Raw genomic sequence first — 24,246 nt, forward strand, 5'->3', positions numbered from 1 at the left:
AGGCCCTTACTTAAGGCAACGCCGGAGAATCTCTCCGGGGATATTATTTAATATATAATAACACAGATAGCAATGGTTTGTCGTCTTTCCGGGAAATTTCACTCCCAGGCGCTCGAGTTTTTTACGTATCTCGGTAAGGCCCGAATCGAATACCGCGGCAACAAACCTGTTTGAGCCGGCCCTGCGTAATATATCCGCGGCGGAATCGCGTTTTATATTCCCTATGGTCAGGATTTCGGAATCAGCCGCGTATCCGCAGCACGGCTTCACTTTGCCGTCGGGCATCACAAAAAACGCGTTACCGGGCCCTTTACAATAGTCCTCTTTGAACCACCGGCCGCCCCATGGATCTTTGAGCCTTCCGGCCTTTCCGACGGGAGACAATTCAATGTTGGATACCCTCACAAAAACGGAATCGTTCCTGATGCAGTGCGAACCTCGGCCTGCCCGCGCATAACCGGCGCCCAATAAACGAGCCAGGATCCGAAGCATTCGATCCGTAGCTTTGTCGCGCGCGCCTGTCGTCCTTGCGATCGACACTATATCCGGCCTCTGCCATATAGACACGGCTGTTTCAATAAATCGAGCCGCTTTCTTCAGATCCTGCTTATGGAATGCGTCTACGCTCACGCATATCGAACCGTCGTATCCTGCCTTGCGCAGACGCGCCAGCGCGCCGTCGAGGTGCGAGCCGGACTTATACCATACGCCGTTGGTCATTATCCTGTCGAATAGCATGCCTTCGCTCACGGCTTTTCTCGTGAGAGAACATAAAAAATCCGGAGCGAGAAAAGGTTCGCCTCCGGTAAAACCGACGTATTTAATGCCTATTTTCCCGCATCCTGCCAAAAACCTTTCAGCCGTTCCGACGGATAGGTTAGGCCCGGTCTTTGCGGAGGTACAATGCGGGCACGCAAGGTTGCACCGCGCGGTGGGAGAAAAGAGCACTTCCTCCGGATCGAATCCCATAAGATAGGGTCTGTCTTTAGTAGTTCTCGGCCAGCTGCTCGTAATAGGCCTGTGGATGTTTGCACGCCGGGCATTCGCGCGGGGCCTCGGCGCCCTCAAAGACGTAACCGCAGTTTATACAATGCCATTTAACAGGTGTCCGCTTCTTGAACACCTCATTGCCGGAAATGTTATTGATAAGCTTCCTGTATCTCGATTCATGGAACTTCTCGACTTTGGAGATCTGCTCAAACGACCTCGCGATCTCCGGGAACCCTTCATCCGCGGCTGTCTTCGAAAAATCGGCATAGAGCGTCGTCCACTCCAGATTCTCGCCTGCCGCCGCGGCCTCAAGATTAGACTTAGCGTCTTTGATCTGGCCGGCCGGATATGAAGCCGTTATCGACACATCGCCGCCCTGCAGATATTTGAAGAATACCTTCGCGTGTTCTTTTTCGTTCTCGGCCGTCTCCGTGAAAATATTGGCGATCTGCTCAAATCCTTCTTTCCTGGCCGCGCTAGCGAAGTACGTATACCTGTTTCTGGCCTGCGACTCTCCCGCAAAAGCAGCCAAAAGATTTTTCTCTGTCTTCGTCCCCTTTATCGATTTCGTTGATGCTGCTTTTTCGTCAGCTGTCTTTGCCATAAATGTCTCCTTTATGAGATCGGTTGCGCTGTCAATACCTGCACATCCTGCGATGTACCGATATTCTTTGTCTCCAGCTTTGAGTCTATCTTTTTATTGATGCCTTTCAATACTTGCCCGGGCCCTATCTCAAGGAATAGTTTTACGCCCGTCCGGACTACCGACCTGACGGATTCTTCCCATAGAGTCCTTGTATTTACCTGCGCTATCAAGTTTTCTTTTATCTTTGCCGGGTCGGTCTGGACTTTCGCGTCGACGTTCGATATGAACGGTATCCTCGGCGGCAGTATCTGGATCTTTTCAATATAGTCCTTCAGCTTGTCCCGCGCGTGGGTCATGAGCGACGAATGGAACGGGCCGCTTACATCGAGCATCAGGACGCGTTTGGCGCCTTTCTCTTTCGCAAGGCTCGCAAAAAGCTCGATATTAGACGTCTTGCCGGAAACTACGACCTGCCCGGGACAATTGAGGTTCGCTATCTCGCAACCGAATCCTTTGCACAATTCCTCGACGAGATTAAGGTCCATCCCTATAACGCATGCCATCTTGCCTGGGTTCTTCTTCGACGCGTCCTCCATCAGCTCGCCGCGTTTCCTGACGAGTACCAGCGCATCCTCGAATGACATGCTTCCGCATGCCACAAGCGCAGTGTATTCGCCCAGGCTCAAGCCCAGGCTGAACTTAGACGTGACCTGCCCATAATAAGAGGAAGACTCAAATACCCTCAGGGCCGCGACGCTTGCGGTAAGTATAGCCGGTTGGCTGTTCTGCGTAGTAGATAGGATCTCCTGCGGACCTTCGAAACATAATTTAGTCAGGTCGAATTTCAGGACAGAGTTTGCCCTGTCAAATACATCTTTCGCCTGAGAGAAACCGGCATACAGGTCTTTGCCCATACCAACGGATTGCGCGCCCTGTCCCGGAAATATCAACGCTGCGTCTGCCATTGTCTCACCACTCTATTACGATTGCGCCCCACGTCAGCCCGCCGCCGAACGCGTCCAGAAGCAGCTTCTCGCCCTTCTTGACCCTGCCTTCTTTGATCGCCTCGACCAGCGCAACGGCGCTCGACGCAGCCGACATATTGCCGTATTTATCGATATTCAAATATATCTTGTCCGGCGTCAACCCCATCCTCTTCGCCACGGCGTTCAGTATCCTGATGTTGGCCTGATGAGGTATTACCAGGGCGATATCTTTAGCCGTCAGCCCGAGAGGTTTTGTCGCTTCAAGCGCGGCGTCGGCCATTATCTTGACGGCATGTTTGAAGAGTTCTGTGCCGTTCATTTTAATGAAATGAAGCTTGTCTTCGACCGTCTTCTTGCTGGCCGGCATCCTGGAGCCGCCCGCCGGAAGTTTGATGAGTTCGCCCTGTTTCCCGTTAGCGCCGAGGTAGACCGACAATATCCCGCCGCGCTCTACCGGCCCCAGCACGGCGGCGCCCGCCCCGTCTCCGAATAAGACGCAGGTCGCGCGGTCGCTCCAGTCCGTTATCGCCGAGAGTTTTTCCGCGGCTATCACGAGCGCGTGCTTATAAGTTCCCGAGGAGATAAATTTATCGGCTATCGCGAGCCCGTATATGAAGCCGGAACAGGCTACGCTTATATCGAACGCGGGAACCGTCCTCGCGCCTATCTTTTCCTGGACGAGACACGCCGTCGCCGGAAAGAACATATCCGGCGTAATGGTCGCTACGATGATGAGGTCTATATCCTCTGGTTTCAGATTGGCGTCTTTGAGAGCCCTCTTGGCCGCCTCCGTTGCCATATCGCTCGTCGCTTCGTCGGGCCGGGCTATCCTGCGCTCTTTGATTCCCGTCCTCGTGGTGATCCATTCGTCGGTAGTATCGACCATCTTTTCCAGGTCCTTATTGGTGAGCACCTTTTCCGGGAGATACGACCCCAGCCCCAATATGCCTGTCTTGATTTTTTCACACATATCAATAACTCTCCAATTCCTCTACGATATGTTTGTTCACATCCAGGTCCTTGAACTCGCCGGCTACCCTTATAGCGTTCTTTATCGCCTTGGGGCTGGACGAGCCGTGGCTTATGATACATCTTCCGTCTACGCCCAAAAGCGGCGCTCCGCCGTACTCCGAATAATCCATCTTCTTCTTCAGTTCGTTAAACGCGGAGCTCGCGAGCGCGGCGCCCAGCGTGGCGATTATATTGGACTTTATCTCATGCTTAAGAAGTTTCACGATTGTATCCACTACGCTCTCCGAGACCTTGAGTATGACATTGCCGACGAACCCATCGCACAGGACTATGTCGGCGGTACCGGCATATATATCGCGTCCTTCCATGTTCCCGATGAAGTTGAGTTTTGATTCGCTGAGAAGCGTGTGGGTCTCTTTAACGAATTCCGTCCCTTTGGACTCCTCCTCGCCTACATTCAGCAGTCCCACTTTGGGATTCGATTTCCGCAGGATGTACCTGCAATACGCGTCCGCCATAATGCCGTACTGGAGAAGATGGATCGGCTTGGGATCTATATTCGCGCCGACGTCGATTATCACCGAAGGTCCGGCGAGGGTCGGTATTACTATGGCTATGCCAGGACGCTCGATGCCCGGCAAAAGTCTCAAAGAGAGCGTGGCCGCGCAAACAACCGCCCCCGTATTGCCGGCGCTGATGAAACTGTCCGCCTGTTCCCTCTTTATAAGGTCGAGTCCGACGACTATAGATGAATGGCGCTTGCGCCTTACGGAGATGGCGGCAGGCTCATGCATCTCTATCCTCTCGGGCGCGTGCAACACGGTTATCTTTGACGAATAGTCCTTATATTTGTTCAATTCGGCCCTGATCGTCTTCTCGTCGCCTACAAGGATCAGGTCATGGCCGAGTTCCTCTACGGCCTGGATCGCCCCTTCGACCTCTACGACGGGCGCCCTATCGCTACCCATTGCATCGATCACTATCTTCATATCTTTCTCTTCCTTATTATTGCTTCTTTTTCGTCTTTTTTTCTTTCATCATGACGACCGGCTTACCGTTATAATAACCGCAGTGAGGGCAAACACGGTGCGGTATCCTTACCTTTTTGCAGTTAGTGCATACGGCAAGGTCCTGCATGAATACCTTACTGTTCGCGCTGCGTCTTTTATCTCTCCGCGCCTTAGAGTGTTTTCTTTTTGGTAGTGCCATTGTTCCTCCTTTAATAACTTCTGTCTTTTACAATTTGATACGTATCGTGCGCTATCAGCAACTCTTCGTTCGTAGGTATTATCAAAAATCTCACCTTGCGCCCGACTATCCCCTTGATCTCCCTCATGATCCGCTTTACCAGCCAAGGATTATGTTCTCCTATTCCGGCCGTAAATATCACCGCGTCCAATCTTCCAAGCACCGCCTGGTAAGAACCGATATATTTCTTTGCCCTGTAGATGAACATGTCTATGGCCAGCTTGGACCTTAGGGCCTTCTCGCCCCTGCCTTTTGAGGCCTTCAATATGTCGCGCATGTCGTTGCTGACGCCCGATATCCCGAGAAGGCCGCTCTCTTTGTTCAATATATCGTTGACCCGGTTAAACGACAGGTTCTCTTTTTCCAGCAGGTACAATACGGCAGCCGGGTCGAGATCGCCCGACCGCGTCCCCATCAAAAGTCCTTCCAGCGGCGTAAATCCCATCGATGTATCTACGGACTTGCCTCCGTCGACCGCGGTCATGCTGCAGCCGTTCCCGAGATGGCACGTTATTAGCTTCAGGCTCTTCAGGGGGCGCTTCAGGATACGTCCTGCCTCTTCGGTCACGAACTTGTGGCTAGTCCCGTGAAAACCGTATCTCCTTATGCCGTAATTTTTGTAATATTCGAAAGGCAGGCCGTACAGGAACGCCACTTCGGGCATCGTCTGGTGGAAAGATGTATCGAAAACCGCCGCCTGGGGCACACCCTTAAGTATCTGCAGGCACGCTTCTATTCCCAGGAGCGCCGGCGGATTATGGAGCGGCGCAAGTTCGCTGTATTTTTGTATTGAGCGCAGCACCTTCGCCGTGATGAGGGTCGACTCCTTGAACTCCTCTCCTCCGTGGACAACGCGATGGCCTATGCCGGCTATATCGCCTTTAGACGATATCACCCCATAGCGCTTATCGCTCAGGATACTGACTATCATGCCGATAGCGGCGTGATGGTCGTTACAGAGGACGTTCTTGTTTAAGGAAGGGCTGCCTTCTTTCTGGTGACACAACGTCGAACCCGCCTGGCCTATACGCTCTACGACGCCTTTCGCCAAAGACTGTTTCTTTTTAATATCGAACACCTGGTATTTCGCGGACGAACTGCCGCAATTTATAACTAGGATTATCATGCCGCCCTTATCGCCGTTATCGCTACTGCATCGACGATGTCTTCCGCGTCACAGCCCCTGGACAGGTCGCTCGATGGTTTAGTGAACCCAAGAAGCAGAGGCCCGACCGCTCTTGCATTGGCCAGCCTCTGGGTCAGTTTATATGAAATATTACCGGAATTCAGGTCAGGGAATATCAGGACATTAGCCTTTCCGGCAACATCGCTCCGGGCGCACTTTATCTTCGCCACTTCCGGCACTATGGCGCTGTCGACCTGAAACTCGCCATCCACCAGCAGTCCCGGCGATATCTCTCTCGCCTTAGCCACGGCTTCTTTTACCTTCTCCACCAGCGGGCCCTCGGCGCTTCCCTTGGACGAATAACTCAGGAATGCCACCCTGGGCGTAGTCCCGACAAGCTTTTTGAATAACTCAGCGGAGGACGCGGCTATGCCGGCCAGCTGCCTCGCGTTCGGCTCAGGATTGACGCCGCAATCCCCGTATATGAACACGCCCTTTTCGCCGTACGGCGAATTCGGCACTTCCATCAGGAACGCGCCCGACACAACGCCGATGTTCTTGTCGATCCTGAGCGTCCTTAACGACGCCCGTATGACATCCGGCGTGGTATGGCTCGCGCCGGCCACAAAACCGTCGGCCAGTTCCTTGCGCACCAGCATGCCTCCGAATGTCAGATAATCTTTCGTCATGATGGACTTCGCCTCTTCCGGCGTCATCCCTTTAGCTTTTCTTAATTCGTAATACTCCGAGGCTATGCCATCCGTATCTTTGTATGTTGCGGGGTCGATGATCTCCAGGTCTTTCGTATTTTTGCTCTTTATCCCGGATTTAAGGTCCTCTTTGCCGATCAATATTATCTTCGCTATTTTTTTATCTAAAATAATTTCCAGCGCGTCGAGCGTCCGCTTATCTTCGCTTTCCGGAAGGACGACCTTCTTCGAAGCCTTAGCGGATCTTAACCTGATCTCGTCGAGAAAACTCATCTTTCACCTCAAGTTCATCTTTTCTTTTAAAGCTTTTTCCACTTTTTTCGGAATAAAAGAGCCGACATTCGCTCCGAGGCCGGCGGCCTCTTTTATCAGCTTGCTCGATACATACGAATAATCCTCGTGCGGCATCATGAAGATCGTCTCGATATCGCTCGACAGCTTCCTGTTAGTCAGGGCCATCTGGAACTCATATTCGAAATCGGAGATCATCCTGAGTCCTCTTATCATCACGTTCGATCCCTGTTTCTTGACGTAATCCACGGCAAGCTCGCCGAAATCGTCGACCGTCACGTTCCTGATGACCTTAACGGCGTCCCTTATCATAGAGACGCGCTCTTCGACGCTGAACAGTGTGCCCTTGGATTTATTGTGCGCTACGGCGACTATGACTTTATCGAATATCTTCGAGGCTCTCCTGATAAGGTCTATATGGCCGTAGGTAACAGGGTCAAATGTGCCCGGGTATACAGCTATTTTGCATTTCTTCATGCTGCCTTTCTGAAAATTGTGACCGATGTGTCCCCGTATTGCCTCTCCTTATCGATAATAACGGTCTTAAGATCCGCGGCAAGCGCGTCCTTCTTAAACCGCTCTATCACCACTAAGGCAATGGGCGATAATATATCATAAGAATCTATATTTATCAAGCATTTTTTGGCCATACCCTTATAATACGGGGGATCTGCGAATATCAGGTCGAATTTCTCCTTCGTCTTGGCCAATCTGGGCATAACGCTGAGGGCATTTGCTCTAATAATATCATAATTAGATTCAGGTATAGTCAATGATCGGAGGTTCTCCCTTATCGTCTGGACGCACCTGAAATCGTCGTCAATGAAAGTCGCGTGGACAGCGCCCCTTGAGAGGGCTTCTATGCCAAATGCGCCGCTCCCGGCGAAGAGGTCGAGCGTGTTCTTGCCGCTGACGTCGCCCAGCATATTGAATATCGCCTGCCTGACCTTGTCTTGAGTCGGCCTGACCTCGACGCCCTTAGGCATCGAAATAAGCCTCGATCTGTATTCACCACCTATTATACGCATTCCTACCCTTACTACACCTCGTAGGTGTTCACCTACGAGGTGTAAACTTACATTTACCCCACGTTTATCAATTCCAGCTTATCCTTGAACCTGTCAGCCAGCGCCGCCTTAAGCTGTCTATGGCGCTCTTCTTTCAAACCCGGATCGGCCGCCACGAGGCCGAACGCCTCTTTTCTGGCCGCTTCCATTATATCAAAATCTTTCAGGATATTCCCGAACCTTATCTCCGGAAGCCCGTGCTGCCGCGTTCCGAAAAATTCGCCCGGCCCTCGTATATCGAGGTCGGCCTCGGCTATCTGGAACCCGTCGAGCGTTCCTTCCACAGCTTTCAGCCTCTGGCTCGCCTCTTCCGTCTTGGGATCGGCAAGCAATATGCAATACGATTCGTGTTCGCCCCTCCCGACCCTGCCGCGCAATTGATGCAGCTGGGCCAGCCCGAAGCGTTCCGCGTTCTCGATGAGCATCACAGACGCGTTCGGCACGTCGATACCCACCTCTATCACTATCGTCGAGACGAGGACCTTGATCTTCCATTTTTTGAAATCCTTCATCACAGATTCTTTTTCTTTCGAAGGCATCCTGCCGTGCAGCAGTCCTACTTCAAAATCACGGAACTCCTCGCTCTTCAACTTTTCGAACATGCTGACAGCGCCCTGCCGTCCATCCCATACCGCTTGCCCTTGAACCTGCGACCCGCGGCTCTCTTCGATAAGCGGACATATCACGTACGCCTGCCGCCCTTTTGAAAGCTCTTCTTTGATGAAGCCGTACACCTTAGAGCGCTTACTTTCCTCCACCCAATAAGTGGCTATCGGCTTCCTCCCCTTCGGCATCTCCCTTATTATCGATATATCCAGGTCCCCGTAAACGGTTAGCGCCAGCGTCCTCGGTATCGGAGTGGCTGTCATGATAAGTATATGCGGGCTGTAACCTTTTTGTTTAAGTATGGCTCTTTGCGTTACACCGAACTTATGCTGCTCGTCTATCACGGCTAACCCTAACTTTTTAAATTCCACAGACTCCTGTATCACGGCGTGAGTCCCGACCACAATGTCGATGTTGCCTTCCTTGATATCGGAATAGATCTCTCTCTTCGTCTTCGGGTCGGCTCCGCCCACAAGAAGCGCCACGTTCACGCCAAGCGGCATAAGAAACTCGCTCAAGCTTATAAAATGCTGCCGCGCCAAAACTTCCGTCGGCGCCATAATACACCCCTGGAATCCGTTCTGCACTGTGAGCGCCAGTCCGTATGCGGCCACTATGGTCTTGCCGCTGCCCACGTCACCTTCGAGAAGCCTGTTCATCGGCTTGCCGCTCGACATGTCGCGCTCGATATCGGCTACGGCCTTCTTCTGGGCCTGTGTCAGCTCGAACGGTAGGCTCCTCTTGAACGCATCGACGAGTTCGCCGCCTATCCTGTGGCTGGGCGCGTCCTCTTTCAGCTTCACATTCTTCTTCTTTACCGCCAGAGCAAGCTGCAGTAAAAAAAATTCCTCGAAGACTATCCGCCTGTAAGCCTTTTCGAGATTATCGAAGCTGGCAGGGAAATGTATATTATGTATCGCGAACTTGATGTCGACCAATTTCTCGCGGGCCTGCATATATGTGGGCAATTTCTCGGCGAGGAGTTTGCAATAATTCGTTACTGCCTGGAACAGCAGGCTGCGCAGATATCTCTGCGACAATCCCGAGGTCGAGGCATAGATGGGCGCTATCCTGCCGATGTGAATGGAATCGGTATCGTCGCCTTTCAACAGTTCATATTCCGGCTGAGTTATCTGCAGTTTGTCGTGCCGCTCGACCTTGCCGTACAGGACGACCTTCTGCCCTTTTCTCAGATAATCTTTCAGGTATGGCTGGTTGAACCATACGGCGTGGATAAAGCCTGTGCCGTCGGTCACGGCTACCCGGAATACCGGCATCCCGCTTTTTGCTATACGATTTGTAACGGTGAATACATCTCCGTGGATCGTCTGAGATTCGCCTATCTTCAAGTCTTTAATAGGAACGAATATTGACCTGTCCTCGTATCGAGCCGGCAAATAATACAGCAGGCCCTCAGCGTCCTCGATCCCCAATTTCGAAAGTTCGGCCGCTTTCTTCGGGCCCACGCCCTTGAAATACCTGACCGGCGACTTCAATGTATGGAAACTTGCTTTATTTTTCTCTTGCATGCGCCATTTACCTGTGTTATTATTTATCCTTCGAAGCCCTACTGCAGTCTAACTTCCTTAAGGGCGAAGAAGGACAAAACGGAGCTAAAAAATCATGTCAAAAGTATGCTATTCATGCGGCAAGAAGCCGGTAGCCGGCAGGACTATAGTCCGCCGGGGCCTGGCAAAGAAAAAAGGCGGCGTGGGCCAGAAGATAACCGGCATCACCGCGCGCCGTTTCCTGCCTAACCTTAAGAGCGTCCGCGCTATCATCGACGGCACTCCTCAAAGGGTCACCGTCTGCGTAAAGTGCCTCAAGGCCGGTAAGATCAAAAAGGCTATATAAATTTTTATTTAACCAGGTTAGAAACTACGGTCTCCGTCAGATCTAACCTGGTTAATTTTTTATCTGGCGCGCCTGGGCAGAATCGAACTGCCATACATGGCTTCGGAGGCCATTGCCTTATCCTTTAGGCCACAGGCGCATTTCGAATAAGTATACTCCCAAAGATATCAAACGTCAAAATCTATTATACCAGATAGCCGACTTTATGGTATATTTTATGCTATGTTAAAGGCGAGCGAACTCTTAAAAGAATGCGGCATCCTGCTCCTCATCGCCGCGGCAGTGACGGCCCTGTATGGCCATGCCCTCGGATTCGGCTTTGCTTATGACGACGACCCGCTTATCGAGACGAATCCCTACATAAAGGATCCGGGCTACATCGGCTCCTTCTTTTTAACGGACATGTGGCGTCTCTCCAGGTTCCCGGCTTCAGCCAATTACTACAGGCCCCTGGATATGCTCTCTTTCTATCTCGACCATGCCGCATGGGGCCTCAACGCCAGGATGTTCCATCTGACAAATATCCTGTTATTCATACTTACATCATTACTCGTCTATACCGTCATCAGAGCCGTTTCCGGCTCAAGGCTCGCGTCTATCCTTGGAACTGCCATATTCATCGTCCATCCTGTAAGCGGCATCGCCGCCTGCTGGATAAGCGGAAGGAACGAACCTCTCTTTCTTATATTCACGCTTGCATCCTTTCTGATGTTCCGGCAAGCCGATAATTCCAAAAGCTCATCCGGCCGCGTCTTTCTCTGCGCCGGCTCAGCGATGATGTTCGCCCTTGGCCTATTATCAAAAGAGGCGGCATTGTTCCTGTTGCCGCTTCTTGCATGGCATGACTATTGCTTTACCTGCGATTTCAGCGTTAAAAGAATATTAAAAAAACTGATAAACTATCTACCACTTTTCGTCGTCGCCGTCGTATACTTGTGGGCAAGATATGTGGCATTGGAAGGCGCTTCCGGTATCTACATACGCCATCCGAAGGAAATGCCGCTGGCGACATGCCTGGCCCTCACGCTGAAGAGCATCCCCTATTACATCAAATCCGCGCTCTTCCCTTTTCCGCTGGAATTCCAGGCGCTTAAGATCCCCGTCGTACCCTCGCCGGATCTTGCAGGCATCGCTGCAACTATCTGCCTGATATGTTTTCTTCTACATTACGGCTTCAGATACGGGCTTTCATTCAAAAAGGAAGTATTTTTTCTCGGCTGGGCAGCGATAACTTCAGCAAACGTCCTGTTTGTCGCCATATTAATGGGCCCGAGGTTTCTGCTATTCCCTCTTATAGGAATAGCAGGGTTTTCCGGCATCTTCGCGGCGGGGCGCAAGAAACTTATCATTTATGGCGTTACGCTGGCGCTTATCATATCAATGGCAGTCTCATCATATTGCAATACGCTGCATTGGAAAGATAATTCGACATTGCTGGAATTAATGGTAAAGAAATACCCGAAAGACCCGATCATTATTTACCAAATCGGATGCGCATATTCCCTGCGCAATGACCTGCCCTCGGCGATTGCTAAATACAAGGAAGCGCTAGATATCCAATGGGACGTAAAAGAGGCGCGGTTCAATCTCGCACACGCATATTTTAATCTTGGTAGGTTCGACGATGCGATCACCGAGTTCGAGGAACTCGCTAAGCACAATGGGCTCATGCCGCAGATCCACCAGGCGCTGGCCGTCATATATGAGAAAAAGGACCTATACGGAAAGGCGATAAAAGAAGTGCAGTATGAATTGAGCCTCGGGACTCCGGAATACGCGAAGATGCTTCTGTTCCTGTACCAGCTTTACGAAGAGAATGGGGAAAGTCCCAAAGCCTTGAGGATCAGGAAACTGCTGTTGAACTATTAGAATGCTATTCTAATCGACCAGGCGTTTTATCTCGTCGGAAACGCCGTCGGTCTTTTTAACAAATGCCACGCCCACATCGAAGGAACCGTCGTCATTGTCCTCTATGCGCGCTACCTTGCCTATCACTTTGTTGTTCACTATTAATGCGCGCTCCTCAACCTCTTCGCAGATCCGCGTAGTCCTGAAATCCAGGTCCAGCACCACTATGCTCGAGATGGCCGGATGATGCTTGCTGGTAAATAAAATGCCTGAAGCGCTCAGGTTCTTGGACATACCATTGAGCATATCGGAAGCTTCGGTCTTAGCGGGCGTTACTACCCTGTAAGTAACCGGCTTCTCGTGCCTGTATCTGAAAAATTCGCGCCTTTCCACTCCCGGGTATTCGGACATGTCAACTCCTCTTTTTTGTAGTTTTAGCTTCCGTTGAACTCTTCATCTATATTATATTCTTATGCCCCTAGTGTCAATCAATTTTGTTAATTATTCGCCTGAATTCTTTGTCCGCGGCTATCGTCCGCGCCGCTATGTGATTTGCCTCCGGCGTAAAATGGCCGTCGACGTCGAAGAAGAGCTTCTTCTCCTTATTTTTCAAGAATACCGGCAAAAGGTTTATGCTCGGAATATCGTTGTCGCGTGCGTATTTTTCCAGCATATCGAAAGCGTAATAATCGTCGTATACCCTGCCCTTCTCGAAGCCCCAGTAAACCCTGCCCTCGCCCCATTGATCCGGGCCGACGTGGATACCGTAGGGATAGATGACGAGGATCATCGGTATATTACGCTCGTCCAACAGCTCTTTTATCTTGCCCAGATATACTTTCACCCTTTCAAAATGCTTCTCGATATACGGCAGGCGGTCCCGCCCCCTGATCATCAGATATCCGTCATATTCGACAGGGTCCCGCGTCTTGAAATAGTCGTTCTCTTTAGCCACTATCAAAGCCTTGGCGCGCTTACCCGCCAACTTCGCCTTTATATACTCAGCAAGCCCCAGGATGCGTATCTTCTCTATGGTTCTTATCAGCTTATTATGGATATAGGAGCAAAGGCGTGAATGCGAACGCATGGCCAGCCACCAGTCGTATCTTCCGTTCACATATGACGGATCGCACCTGAGAATATTACCCGCCTTATCGTATATGAGCGACCGTTCGCCCCGCCAGACATCGGCAAGGTCCGAGAAATCGAAGAATAGCAACACGAGGTCGGGCTTGAATTCGAGATATTCGTCGCGAAGCCGCAGGTAATTCAATAGCGGAGAATAATTGCCGAACCCGGCGTTAATAACTTCCGCGCTTACATTCTCATCGCGCAGGTCTTGTTCAACAAGCGCGGGTATCGTCTCGTTATCATTGGAACCTACACCGAAAGTGAATGAGTCCCCGACGGCCATTATGCGCGTTGTGCCGGGCTCTTTATTGAACTCGATATCGCCCCCGCGGAAGCCGTAGTTATTGATATGGATGTTTACGTCGTATTCGCCGCGCCTTGATGAGATATTCCTGAATTGGCTGTTTGGATTAAAGACATGCGAATACTTCTTGTCGGCGTGTCCCATCGAATTCTTCAATCCGACGTTCCTATCGAAAAGGTCTCGTACCCTGAACGCGACCTCCGCGATGACCGCGACCGTCACGACCGTCAGCAAAACCATGATAAGCGTAAATAAAGCTTTCTTCATATCGCGCTATTATATCACCTGGCCGGATTTTGGGGTAAAAAAACTTGCCAAAAGTTAAGTAATAGTGTATATTTATACCAGATAATAACTAAAAAGGATTATTATATGGTAATAAAACATACTATTTTATCTAGAAAAGACTCACATCTGCTTGAAAATGCCATATTAAAATATGGCCGCATAGTTTCGTTTACCCAGTTATACGAGATATTAAAGAATGACTACTCTCTTGCCGAGGCAAGAAACCGCATAGCTATGCTGGCAAACCTAGGTTGGCTTATAAGGATTAAGAAGGGGTTTTATACAATAGTAACAGATATCGGGTCTCTTTCCACGGAAGGCGTCTCTTATTACGCTATTTCTCATGCTTTGAACATGGATTCATATATATCTTTCGAAAACGCCCTACAGTATCACGGCCTATTCGATCAGATGCTGTCAGGTATAGGCGCTGTAACATTCATGCGTGCCAGAGTCTATAAGGTCAAAGATGAGGAAATCAGATTCTTCCATATTAAAAAAGATCTATATTTTGGGTTTTCCGAAGAGCGTTCGGATATAGGGCTGGTAAATATAGCGTCTAAGGAGAAAGCTCTTTTGGATATTCTATATTTTAGGTCAAATGCTTACTACGCGAGCCTTGTCTGGGAGAAGCTTAGAGAGAATAAAGATGCTATGAACATGGAGCTTCTAAAAGAATATGCGGCTAAATTTACGCTTGACGTGATCAGGCAGATCGGTTTTTTCCTGGATCATTTGAATATTGATGCCAATGGTTTACGAAATCTCGTAAAAAACAAAGGCGGGTACAGTAAAATGACGGAAAACTCTAAGACGTTTGATTCGAAATGGAGGCTGTATTTTGAAGATAGCATTATTAAATAAATCCGACTTGAGTATTCTAAACAAATCATCGCTTAAATACAAACTCGCCGATGCCGAAAAAGATTACCTGCTGGCAATAGTCTCAAAGATGATCTACGATTCGCCGTTACAGAATAAGCTTGTCTTTAAGGGTGGTACCGCCATCCATCATTGTTATCTTGATCAAACGCGGCTCTCGGAAGATCTTGACTTCACATCTTTAGACAATGCCATAACCTTAGAAGAGGTAAAATCGGTCATTGGATCGCAGGATTTCCTGGAGGTAAAGGAAGAGAATGTTTCCAGGGCGACGATCAAGATAGGCCGTCTTAAATATACCGGTCCTTTGGGGTTAGCCAATTCTTTAAAAGTTGAGATAGATTTTTATCAGAATGTTGTTCTTCCGGCAAAAGCTACTATCTATAAAAACGCATGGAAAATTAATACAATAGTAAATGCGATGGATGTAAGGGAGGTTTGCGCTGAGAAGATTCGCGCGGCAAGCGAGCGTGCCCGCTATAGGGATTTTTACGATCTTGTGCTTTTATTTGAAAGGTTTAGATTTGACGTTGCTGAAATAAAAGATCTCATCACCCGCAAAGAGATAAGAAGCGATATAACAAGTGAGTCGATGCTCAAAAATTGGAGTGTTGCTGAGCTTGAAAAAAAGGAAGAAATAGGACGTATTTACTACGCTAAGGAGATATTCGAAAAAGAGGTTGTGGCCCTAATCAAACGACTCAATGTTAATATAAAAAAATGAATTTATTACGGCACTTCCTTCCGCGGAAGGAGGCTGAATTATTTAAAAAAATTACTGATGAGACGCTTTATGAACTACCCCTATTTTCATTCATATCTAGTCAACTTGCTGAGCTGTTAAAAACATGGCCTTTTCTAAAGCGGTAAAAAAATCCTGGTAAGTTGCTGCATCATCTACGGATTTAATGCCGTATTGAGCATTCGCCCTTACAAGCAACTGTTTATCTCCTCTAGGGCGTACGGTTACAGTCATCGTGACAGATGCTTGCTTAACAAATTTAGTGCCGGTAACAGACCCAAGCGTCATATCGGCTTTATCAATTACAAATTCCAGATCCTGCATCGTGCTTATTACCGTTTGCATCATTTTTTTCTTGTCGATTGTATCAAAAGCCCTTGTTTGCATGCTCCTTAATTTAACTGCACTTGCATCACTTTCAAAGGCTTTAGTTGCTGTTGTTGCGCAGCCTGACACCATAACAGCCATCGCCAGAATAACAAAAAGACTGCAGTACCTTATTAGTTTCTTCATATTTGCTCTGCCTCCAAAAATATCGCCTTTGACAAACTATCGTAAAATTTCTGATATATAGTTGGTTCCTTAACTGTTTCTATCTTACTGATCAGATTAGCCATATTCCACACAATCCTTTGGAACGTGACTCGAACGACTGTCTTGTTTCCATCTAAAGCTGGCTGGGTAATTACTGACGCTTTCACCATCTGCTCCTTATCGCATCGTGAAACGGCATTGGTATAACAGGGAGCACCTATTAAAGCAGCGGCAATACCTAATGTGTCGGCCATTACTGCAGCAGCAATTTGACCGCCGCTTGTTGCGTCTGCCCTCTTAGAGGCAGCTACAAATCCTAACTCTGTCTCGCTATTATCCAGAGTAAACCCCAGATCTTGCAAAACCCCAGCGACAGAAGTAACTATTTTTTCCTGGTCTTTTGTCTCGTACTGCCTCATTTGTAACTGTCTATCTTTAAGAGACTGCTCTGATGGTTTAAGAAAACCCTTTGGCATGGTAGCGCAACCAAATATACCTAAGCATAAAAATATCACCAAAAATATCTTCGGCCCATTACTTGGTTTTTTCATATTATTCTCCTAAAAACTGGAAGAATGATAGGCAAAATCGCGAACTTTTTTGTCTGCGTCAAATTTAATGACTATTGTAAGTGTTCTCTGTGAAGTAGAGCTTGCCCCTGAATTCGGATGGACAGACCCGATTATCAGCCATGCGCCGCCCGATTCATTTGAATAAACTACGTCCGTGGCAATCTTGTCATAAACCCAATTTTCCAATCTGTTTTCATCGGTTGTAACTATATTAGGCGATCCAAGTACTTCGACAACTTGAGCAGATGACATCCCAATACGTATTTGACTCTGAACTTTTCCCACTGTAACCCTGTCCAATTGATCTGCTTTATTGACTTGCTTAGCATGATAATAAGCGGACGAACATCCGGACAACAAAAGAACGCATAGCGCTGCACAAAAATATCTAATAATCATTCCCATCTCCTTTCTAAGCATCACTCTCAAATATTCTATGCATAAAAAAACAACCCTTTCATGGGTAGACGGTTAAAAATATCTATCTGACCATCTCCATATTCACTACTCCTTTGTAGCTTCTGATTATAAACGTATATCAATAATAGCTTTGTGTCAATAAAAATTAGATAGTAAGCTAAGTTCTGCCGGTCTTTATTGAATGTTTAAAGCATATCATACATTTCTAAATATGTCAAATTATTTTTCATATTTTATCAATATAGTCTATCTTGCACAATCCCATCCGCACCTTTATGGACCATCCCCGCCATCCTGTTCATTTAACGCCGGATGGTCCAGAAATCGCCTCCGAGGGTTTCCAGATATTTAAACGGCATCGTAAAATATCCGCTCATGCCCCATGTCTTGCCCCAGGAATTGCGTACAATGAACCTTTTGGCCTTCTGGTCGTATCCCGCGGCCATGACAGCATGGCCGCCTATTTCAACCTCATCGTCACCCGGCATGTTGACTATACCGGTGCGCTTTACCTTGGAAGATTCGAAGCTTTCATATACGGCAAAACCGAATACGAACGGGTAGCCTTCGGTAAGGCATATCAGCATCTCTTGTATGGTGTGGAGACGGTGGTAGGATTGGATAAGGTGTTTTTTAGCCTCAATATAGCAGTCCTTAGAGGGCTTTTGGGCGAATTTTGATATCTTATACGGCCAGGTCACTTCATGGCAGGCACCTTCATTCTTCAATGTCTTTATGCCGTCTCTCAGGGAGGCGCCTGAATCATAATCAACCGTATCCATCAGCACTCTCTCATTATAATAGATAAAGAGCCGGCTGACATCCGTATAAACATCATCTATCTTCTTATCGAGAAATTCGAGGTTCCCGGCTAGGGCCTGGGCTGTACAGCTTCCCAAATCACCCTGACGCTCTATTTCGGGACACCTCTCCCTTAGGTCTACCTTATTCTGGAGCCTGATAACAGGTTTTATCGCCCTATAGAGGTAATCCCTCTGATCCGGTATATCCGGCACCCAACCGTAGTTTTTTGAATCGCGTATCATGTTTTTCTAACGTTCATGGTTTTCTTATTATGTGGAATATGGGGTCGATAAATTATAAAAAATAGGAATTCGATATGGTCGGTCATAATTATTATAGGGGTTTTAATAGGCTGGGATGATGTTTTTTGATAAACTCCAGCACTATATTCAGGAAGTCTTCCGCCTCTCCGATCAATTCGTCGGTTTCTGATTCCGATATCTCTCCTGTACGCCTGTAATCAGTTATATTTCTTTTAGATCTGCAGGAATCGAAATAATCCGCAATATCGTTATAATTTTCACCCATTATAAACTTAAGAGACTTGAATACGGTATAATGATGTCCCCACCCTGTCGGCATATATCCCCTACAGTATATAATAGCGGTAGCCATTTGCAGAACCGCGTTATATGCTATAGCAAATCTTCTGTCGACGGATATGGTTTTGACTTTTGCGTCTTTGATGTCACGCCGGACAAGATCGAGAAGATTTTCAATCTCCTCTTTTGACGTCTTATGGGGTTTTAAGCTGCCCTGAGCTAATAAATCTTTTAAGCTCATTTTCGCTCCCTATGATAAATATCTTTTTCTTTTTTAATACCGTACTTAAAAAATGGTCTTTCTCTTTTACTTTATTTCTAAATTCGGCCGTTTTAAATACGGCGTAATTTATTTCACGCGATAATTCCATCTTCGACTTGGAAAGTATCTTTGAAAGCTCCCTGGATAAAACATTACCGATGACCATTAAATCTATATCACTCAAGGGCCCTTCCTTGCCTTCTGCATATGAGCCATAGATAAAAGCGAATATGACTTTTTTTGACCTGTCAAGTTCGGCTTTTAAGACCTGCGCTATTCCGGCTGTTTTAAAGATAATGCCTTTTAACTCTCCATATATAGGACAGGCGCTATCGATACTGTAATAGATGCGGTTACCTGTAACGCTCTTCTTTATTAACCCTATCTTTTCAAGTTTTTCTACCTCTCTCTGGACAGCCCTGATCGGCTGCTTAGATCTCAAGGAAATCTGCCGCTGGTAAAACTTATCCCGCGGATTAAAGATAAATAACTTTAGTATTTCAACGCGGGCTCTTGATGAAAAAAGTTCATCTAACATAACGTCCTCCTGTATACATTATGTAGTCGATTATATACATTTTGTAGTCAACTGTCAAGAGCAACTGGATGCATGGCACCAGTTATTCTATTCTGATTTCAGAGCAACAACTATATATTGTTCGGTGAGAACGTCCGCAAATTTATTCTGGAAGATCTGATTTATTTTCTTTTTAACATTTGAAGCGCTTAGTATACGTTCTATTCTTATTATGTTAAAACCTGCGCTTTTAAACATTTCTTGTATACTTTTGATGGTAAAAAATCTAAGATGTGTTCTGTCCAATATGCCAGCGGCACTATAATTCCATTCTTTCTTCTTGAGCATCTTTATTATTCTATAATGCGCAATGTTGGGCCAAGCTGTATATATTCAGACCTTTTTAGACGCAAAGTTAATTAACAGCAACAATAGCCCATGAGTGTGTATTGTGCAATAAAGCAGTATTAATTTCTAAACCTAATACATTAATAAAACCGGATGGCAATCCTTTTTTAAGCTCTGGATTTATTCCTTTAGGGATAACCATTTCATTAAAATTAATATCCTGCGTAACAATTATACCAACTTTGTTGGCTAACAGTCGCTTATTCCATAATTCTTTTTTATTAGAGTAAGGGACGAGCGCATTTTCAAAAACACAAAACTTATTAAAATTATTCGCTAAGAGTGTTTGAATTTCTTCATAAGAAAAACCGTGATTATCCAACATTTCCGTATTAGGTGTCCCAATTATGATAATGCCGCCTTCCTTTGTAACCCTCTTCAATTCTTTTATTGCACTGTCTTCTTTATGATATTCTTTAATGTGTTCTAAGACTTCGCTGCATATGACGACATCAAAAGAATGATTTAGATATTCTTTTAAATTTGTTATACCTTGAATACTAAATTCCGCAATATTACCATACCGTGCTTGTGCAAATTCTATGCTTGGTTTTGACATGTCAGCCCCATAAGCACGTGCAGCAAATCCTTCCTCTTTCAGGATCTGGCATCCATAGCCAGCCCCGCATCCGATATCAGCCACAACTTTATTTTTTACAAACTGTGCCGCAAACTTATAAAATTTATAGTGATTAATAAAATTTTTAATATCATCCGGCGTTGCTTTTTTACGTTTACCATATTTATTAAAATTTATTCCATCGGGATATACCCTGATATAATCTTCGTAATAATAAGTTTGTTTCTTTTGGCTTATATAATGTAAAATGAAATCCCGTAGTCTATTTATAAATTTCTTGATTTTCAAAATAATCCTCTCTCACCATAACTTTCTTGGTCTTGCCAATCATATTTTTCATTGAACAAAAAACAGCCTGCTTGCGCTGGCAAATCAATACTATCTTGGGAATTACGTCTTGATAATATAATTTAGCACCATGTACGGTTGCAAATTGTTATGTGCGCCATTATCACCAGCGTTATTAACATAAAGCGTTGTCCAGCTACCGTTGCTATTTTCTACAATACTACTCCATCCTGGATTACCACCTCTTTGAGTAGCGCTCCAGCTATGATTATGTGCGGGCATTTCGTTTATTGTTAACTTATGCTCTTTTTCACCGCCCTTTTGCCCTAATGCCATAAATTCCATTTCAGTCGATTTTTGCACAACAACACGACCTCGCATATCCGGCAAATTGAAAGTTGTAACGCCATCCCCAACCCCATAAGTCGTACCTATTATAGCAAATAAATTCGCATAAGTGGATCTCGATATCGCGCTGCCATCACACAATAGCCAACCATTTGGCGAAGTATCTCTAGCCCATATCATTATAACACCTGTTGGCACACCATTGTCGGCAAATTCAGATTTATATGCATATGGCGTTGAGGCAAGCTTTGTTCGCGGGCTCATCTCTCCATCCGTGTTTATCTCGATCGATATCCAGTAGGACTCGTCAAAAGCCAGGCTTAGCGGCGCGACACTTCCCAACTGGACCTGTAATACACCGTTTGAAATAGTGATATTCGGCTGTGTCTCGGTCCATTTGGCAGTTCCGCCTGTTCCGGCATTATATATCCTGAATGTCAGGTTATATGTGCCATTTAAAGGAGCACCTGTCTTGTCGGTTGCTTTACCCTGAAAGCTCATTAGATGCGGAATCTCCGCAGAGGCAACCAGCGTCAAAGTCAAAGCAATAGCCATGAAAAGTATTAATATGATCGTCAGTTTGGTTTTCATATCGGTCCTCCTTTGTTTATTGTTTTGTATCTCATAGGGTGGCACCTGCACCGTTATTAATCAATGCTAATCATTTTCATGAAACCGTTGACTCATTTCGATAAAATTCTTAAAGTGTCTACTATTATTATCTTTATTGACTTACGTAAAGTGTATTATTATTTTTTTATTATCGACACTATTATAATTCCTAAACCTATAAGAAAACTGATTGAGCCAGCCAATAATAAGAATAAAAAGTAAAATCCTGCCTCTCCAGCTACTGGCGGACTTCTTATTATTAAAGTAGGCTCGACATTTTCATATCGAGCATCACCTTCCAATATATCTATGATAATAACATAATTTTGCGAAAAAGCTCGGCTATAGCTAGCTATGATTAAGCTAACATCTTCAGATGAATATTCTTTTACTAAAAAACTACTTCTACTAATTACCTCGTTATATAGCATTCTGCCATTTGACGATTTCACTAAAACTCTTATTTTTCCATCGATAATATTTGGTTTTGTCGTATTTAAATCAATTCCTGGCAGTAGAGTTTTTTTAAATTGCAGCAGAACTTCCTTTTCGGGACCATGCTTATCAACAAAATTAAAAGTGTAATTTGTACCCGTTTTTGAAATATCTATATTTTTAACAAATATTGTATTTTCAAATTTAATTATAAATGTCATTTGCAACAGAGTTCCTGATACTATTATTATCCCTAAAAGACAGAATATAATTCCTAATAATACACTTTGTTTACGCATATTTTCTAACTCCCCAGCATATCCGCTACCCAATCATAACATTCATAGTGTTTGCCATCATTTAAAGCATGGAAATCGTATTTTGGCGGGTTTTGACTAGACTTCATTATGTTGTTAAATACCCTCTGAATAAAAACCGGGTCTTTACTAACAGTTAATGTAAATGCATATCTTTCATTCGGACGAACAACTCCATTAACAGGTTTACCTAAGAACATACTAATATCATTGCTATTCTCAGGATTAAACCCGGCCGATATATTATAATCATCTGTTCCGGTTATCTGAAGCCCAGCGTGCGTAACATATGTATATTTGCCAGCAACTCTAATTCCAGAAAACCCTATCGAAAGGCGAGGGCCTTCTCCTGTAACATGATTACCTACTTTAGAACCTGCCGCATACGCGTTTGAAACCATCCCGTTTATTACAGCCGCACCTCCTCCAACAACACCAGACGCAAGTACAGAGCCCCAGGCGCTTATTCCAGCATTACTTACTGCCACTGCGGCTGATGTAGAAGCCATAGATGTTCCCATTGACAGTGCAATATCCGCTGGTATTATTAAACCTGCCGTAGTACCGCCTGCAGCCGCGCCTCCACTTGCTCCTCCTTCTGCCCCTGCCGCCGCAGACATTTGGCCCATCACGCCGCCTGTAATGCCCCCCACTATCGTACCTATAAGCATCCCCCTGCCTATATCGCCCCCTGTAGCGGCGGCTCCTGCGGCACCTGCTATAGCTCCGGAGATTTCACCCCACAAAACAGGGGCGAGCGCTCCACCTGTAAATATCGCAGCCACCGCAGTTACGGCAATAATCGCAATTGACGCTATTATAGCCCCTACGCCGCTTGTCAGCCAATTCCAGAAACTGCTCCACCAACTTAACCCCGTCGGATCTATGTAATTAACCGGGTTATTCCTGCAGTAGCTGTATCGATTCAGATCCTGCGGGTCGAAGGGATGCGCTATTGTGGGATCTGCAGTAATGAAACGGCCCAGTTCGGGGTCGTAATACCTTGCCCCGAAATATAAAAGAGCGGATGAATCGTCATATATCTTACCAGTGAAACGCTTATCTGTCGAATAGTTTCCGGTGGAGCGGGAGACCTCGCCGAAGGGCGAATATTCTAGTATCTGGACGATAGCGCCTGTTCCGTCAGTAATGACGTTACTCGAACCTATGTGGTCTTGATGGTAGTAATAGACCTCGTAGGAGTGGTTACTTTGACCGGTCACACCTACGAGGTCTTCGATGGAACAGACCCTCGTCGAACCCATAAAGATGTGCTTTGTGGTCTTGTCCCCCTCGACTTCGTAGGAAGAGCCGATGTAATGCGTAGAAAAATTGGGACAGTCCCCACCTGACGAGACCCCTCCTTGGGGGACAGTCCCTATTTTTCTCATCACCCTGCCGCCGTCTCCATCGTAACTATAAACAGTTTCGATACGCGGCAGAGGCACAGACCATGTCTGACTGTTTGCGACATGCACCCAGTATGCCTTGCCCTTCTCGAGCGCCGCCGGGCCATAGGCATAATCCGCGCCGTTATATCCGGCTACCGAGTCGTAAGTAACTCCCCGCAGCGCGAGTGAAGTCTCTATCTGGGAATCCGTAGGCGCGGCTACAAGATTCCAGCCTTCTTTAAGCGAATATTGTACACCGTTTAGCGGATAGTTGCCTGAAAGGCTGATGCTGCACCCTTCATTGCAATATATGAGATAGCCCCTGCCGTATTCGAACTTATCGAATTGGTCGAACCTCGCGTCGCCGACATAGTGCAGCCACTTATCCGCGGCTGTATCATAAGTGGAGACCTGCTCGTATTTACCGGTGATGGACGAGAGGATCTGGGCGATACTGCCGCCGGTATTCGGGATGTATCCGGGCAGGCTGAAGAAATTCCAGCCCTCATTAAGATCGACAGATATGTTGAATGTCCCTCCACCCTTTTCTGACATGACTTTCTGCAGCCTGTTCTCGACGTCATA

27 protein-coding genes and 1 tRNA gene are annotated in these 24,246 nt (G+C 46.7%); 4 read left to right on the forward strand and 24 right to left on the reverse strand.

Features of this window, described 5'->3' with window-relative positions; translation table 11 throughout:
* Window positions 1-6: 6 nt before the first annotated feature.
* Genes WC592_05670 through recG form a run of 11 tightly spaced genes read right to left on the reverse strand, consistent with a single transcriptional unit; the run spans window position 7 to window position 10,111 of the window.
* Window positions 7-969 (reverse strand): radical SAM protein, encoded by a 963-nt coding sequence (locus WC592_05670; GenBank protein ID MFA4981941.1) that lies wholly within the window; start codon window positions 967-969, stop codon window positions 7-9.
* 16 nt (window positions 970-985) lie between these two features.
* Window positions 986-1,594, reverse strand: a complete 609-nt coding sequence (locus WC592_05675; protein MFA4981942.1) for a rubrerythrin family protein — start codon at window positions 1,592-1,594, stop codon at window positions 986-988.
* 11 nt (window positions 1,595-1,605) lie between these two features.
* Complete coding sequence (fabD, locus tag WC592_05680) at window positions 1,606-2,541, reverse strand: ACP S-malonyltransferase (GenBank protein MFA4981943.1); 936 nt, start codon at window positions 2,539-2,541, stop codon at window positions 1,606-1,608.
* A gap of 4 nt (window positions 2,542-2,545) precedes the next feature.
* Window positions 2,546-3,532, reverse strand: a complete 987-nt coding sequence (locus WC592_05685; protein MFA4981944.1) for a beta-ketoacyl-ACP synthase III — start codon at window positions 3,530-3,532, stop codon at window positions 2,546-2,548.
* 1 nt (window position 3,533) lies between these two features.
* Complete coding sequence (gene plsX, locus WC592_05690; protein ID MFA4981945.1) at window positions 3,534-4,523, reverse strand: phosphate acyltransferase PlsX; 990 nt, start codon at window positions 4,521-4,523, stop codon at window positions 3,534-3,536.
* A 16-nt stretch (window positions 4,524-4,539) separates the two neighbouring features.
* Complete coding sequence (rpmF, locus tag WC592_05695) at window positions 4,540-4,743, reverse strand: 50S ribosomal protein L32 (GenBank protein MFA4981946.1); 204 nt, start codon at window positions 4,741-4,743, stop codon at window positions 4,540-4,542.
* A gap of 10 nt (window positions 4,744-4,753) precedes the next feature.
* Window positions 4,754-5,908, reverse strand: a complete 1,155-nt coding sequence (locus tag WC592_05700; GenBank protein MFA4981947.1) for an acetate kinase — start codon at window positions 5,906-5,908, stop codon at window positions 4,754-4,756.
* Window positions 5,905-6,891, reverse strand: a complete 987-nt coding sequence (gene pta / locus WC592_05705; GenBank protein ID MFA4981948.1) for a phosphate acetyltransferase — start codon at window positions 6,889-6,891, stop codon at window positions 5,905-5,907. The genes WC592_05700 and pta overlap by 4 nt, the downstream gene beginning before the upstream one ends.
* 3 nt (window positions 6,892-6,894) lie before the next feature.
* Window positions 6,895-7,386, reverse strand: a complete 492-nt coding sequence (coaD, locus tag WC592_05710) for a pantetheine-phosphate adenylyltransferase (protein ID MFA4981949.1) — start codon at window positions 7,384-7,386, stop codon at window positions 6,895-6,897.
* A complete protein-coding gene (gene rsmD, locus WC592_05715; protein ID MFA4981950.1) occupies window positions 7,383-7,937 on the reverse strand; it encodes a 16S rRNA (guanine(966)-N(2))-methyltransferase RsmD in 555 nt (184 codons plus the stop codon). The genes coaD and rsmD overlap by 4 nt, the downstream gene beginning before the upstream one ends.
* Window positions 7,938-7,990: 53 nt before the next feature.
* Window positions 7,991-10,111 (reverse strand): ATP-dependent DNA helicase RecG, encoded by a 2,121-nt coding sequence (gene recG / locus WC592_05720; GenBank protein ID MFA4981951.1) that lies wholly within the window; start codon window positions 10,109-10,111, stop codon window positions 7,991-7,993.
* Between the two features lie 94 nt (window positions 10,112-10,205).
* On the opposite strand from recG, the gene rpmB reads away from it, so the two are divergent.
* Entirely contained in the window at window positions 10,206-10,436 is a 231-nt protein-coding gene (gene rpmB, locus WC592_05725; GenBank protein MFA4981952.1) for a 50S ribosomal protein L28, read from the forward strand.
* Window positions 10,437-10,500: 64 nt separating this feature from the next.
* Here rpmB and WC592_05730 read toward each other — a convergent pair.
* A tRNA-Arg gene (locus WC592_05730) sits at window positions 10,501-10,575 on the reverse strand.
* A gap of 83 nt (window positions 10,576-10,658) precedes the next feature.
* Here WC592_05730 and WC592_05735 point away from each other — a divergent pair.
* A complete protein-coding gene (locus WC592_05735) occupies window positions 10,659-12,305 on the forward strand; it encodes a tetratricopeptide repeat protein (protein ID MFA4981953.1) in 1,647 nt (548 codons plus the stop codon).
* Between the two features lie 9 nt (window positions 12,306-12,314).
* On the opposite strand, the gene WC592_05740 is transcribed toward WC592_05735, so the two are convergent.
* Window positions 12,315-12,695, reverse strand: coding sequence for a PilZ domain-containing protein (locus WC592_05740; GenBank protein ID MFA4981954.1), 381 nt, complete (start codon window positions 12,693-12,695; stop codon window positions 12,315-12,317).
* Between the two features lie 73 nt (window positions 12,696-12,768).
* Window positions 12,769-13,986 (reverse strand): SGNH/GDSL hydrolase family protein, encoded by a 1,218-nt coding sequence (locus tag WC592_05745; protein ID MFA4981955.1) that lies wholly within the window; start codon window positions 13,984-13,986, stop codon window positions 12,769-12,771.
* Window positions 13,987-14,091: 105 nt separating this feature from the next.
* Here WC592_05745 and WC592_05750 point away from each other — a divergent pair, with 105 nt between their 5' ends.
* Window positions 14,092-14,871 (forward strand): hypothetical protein, encoded by a 780-nt coding sequence (locus WC592_05750; GenBank protein MFA4981956.1) that lies wholly within the window; start codon window positions 14,092-14,094, stop codon window positions 14,869-14,871.
* On the forward strand, window positions 14,849-15,613 hold the full coding sequence (locus tag WC592_05755) for a nucleotidyl transferase AbiEii/AbiGii toxin family protein (GenBank protein ID MFA4981957.1): 765 nt from the start codon (window positions 14,849-14,851) through the stop codon (window positions 15,611-15,613). Before WC592_05750 ends, WC592_05755 begins: the two co-directional genes overlap by 23 nt.
* Window positions 15,614-15,709: 96 nt before the next feature.
* Here the strand turns inward: WC592_05755 and WC592_05760 are convergent, their stop codons facing one another.
* From WC592_05760 to WC592_05805, 10 genes are all read right to left on the reverse strand, one after another.
* Window positions 15,710-16,144: a hypothetical protein gene (locus WC592_05760; GenBank protein ID MFA4981958.1), complete on the reverse strand. Its 435-nt coding sequence runs from the start codon at window positions 16,142-16,144 to the stop codon at window positions 15,710-15,712.
* Window positions 16,141-16,716 (reverse strand): hypothetical protein, encoded by a 576-nt coding sequence (locus WC592_05765; GenBank protein MFA4981959.1) that lies wholly within the window; start codon window positions 16,714-16,716, stop codon window positions 16,141-16,143. Before WC592_05765 ends, WC592_05760 begins: the two co-directional genes overlap by 4 nt.
* A 9-nt stretch (window positions 16,717-16,725) precedes the next feature.
* Complete coding sequence (bamE, locus tag WC592_05770; protein ID MFA4981960.1) at window positions 16,726-17,157, reverse strand: outer membrane protein assembly factor BamE; 432 nt, start codon at window positions 17,155-17,157, stop codon at window positions 16,726-16,728.
* Window positions 17,158-17,459: 302 nt separating this feature from the next.
* Complete coding sequence (locus WC592_05775; GenBank protein MFA4981961.1) at window positions 17,460-18,203, reverse strand: C1 family peptidase; 744 nt, start codon at window positions 18,201-18,203, stop codon at window positions 17,460-17,462.
* 91 nt (window positions 18,204-18,294) lie between these two features.
* Window positions 18,295-18,744 carry an SAV_6107 family HEPN domain-containing protein gene (locus WC592_05780; protein ID MFA4981962.1) on the reverse strand — a complete coding sequence of 150 codons (450 nt, stop codon included), beginning with the start codon at window positions 18,742-18,744 and terminating at the stop codon, window positions 18,295-18,297.
* Window positions 18,698-19,303 (reverse strand): nucleotidyltransferase domain-containing protein, encoded by a 606-nt coding sequence (locus WC592_05785; protein ID MFA4981963.1) that lies wholly within the window; start codon window positions 19,301-19,303, stop codon window positions 18,698-18,700. The genes WC592_05780 and WC592_05785 overlap by 47 nt, the downstream gene beginning before the upstream one ends.
* 394 nt (window positions 19,304-19,697) lie before the next feature.
* A complete protein-coding gene (locus WC592_05790) occupies window positions 19,698-20,558 on the reverse strand; it encodes a class I SAM-dependent methyltransferase (GenBank protein ID MFA4981964.1) in 861 nt (286 codons plus the stop codon).
* Between the two features lie 102 nt (window positions 20,559-20,660).
* Window positions 20,661-21,497 (reverse strand): tail fiber protein, encoded by an 837-nt coding sequence (locus WC592_05795; GenBank protein ID MFA4981965.1) that lies wholly within the window; start codon window positions 21,495-21,497, stop codon window positions 20,661-20,663.
* Window positions 21,498-21,655: 158 nt separating this feature from the next.
* On the reverse strand, window positions 21,656-22,252 hold the full coding sequence (locus WC592_05800; protein ID MFA4981966.1) for a hypothetical protein: 597 nt from the start codon (window positions 22,250-22,252) through the stop codon (window positions 21,656-21,658).
* A gap of 5 nt (window positions 22,253-22,257) precedes the next feature.
* Window positions 22,258-24,216, reverse strand: a complete 1,959-nt coding sequence (locus WC592_05805) for an RHS repeat-associated core domain-containing protein (GenBank protein ID MFA4981967.1) — start codon at window positions 24,214-24,216, stop codon at window positions 22,258-22,260.
* Between the last annotated feature and the right edge of the window lie 30 nt (window positions 24,217-24,246).

The organism is Candidatus Omnitrophota bacterium, from assembly GCA_041648975.1.
In the GTDB taxonomy this organism is placed as follows: domain Bacteria; phylum Omnitrophota; class Gorgyraeia; order 2-01-FULL-45-10; family 2-01-FULL-45-10; genus JAQUSE01.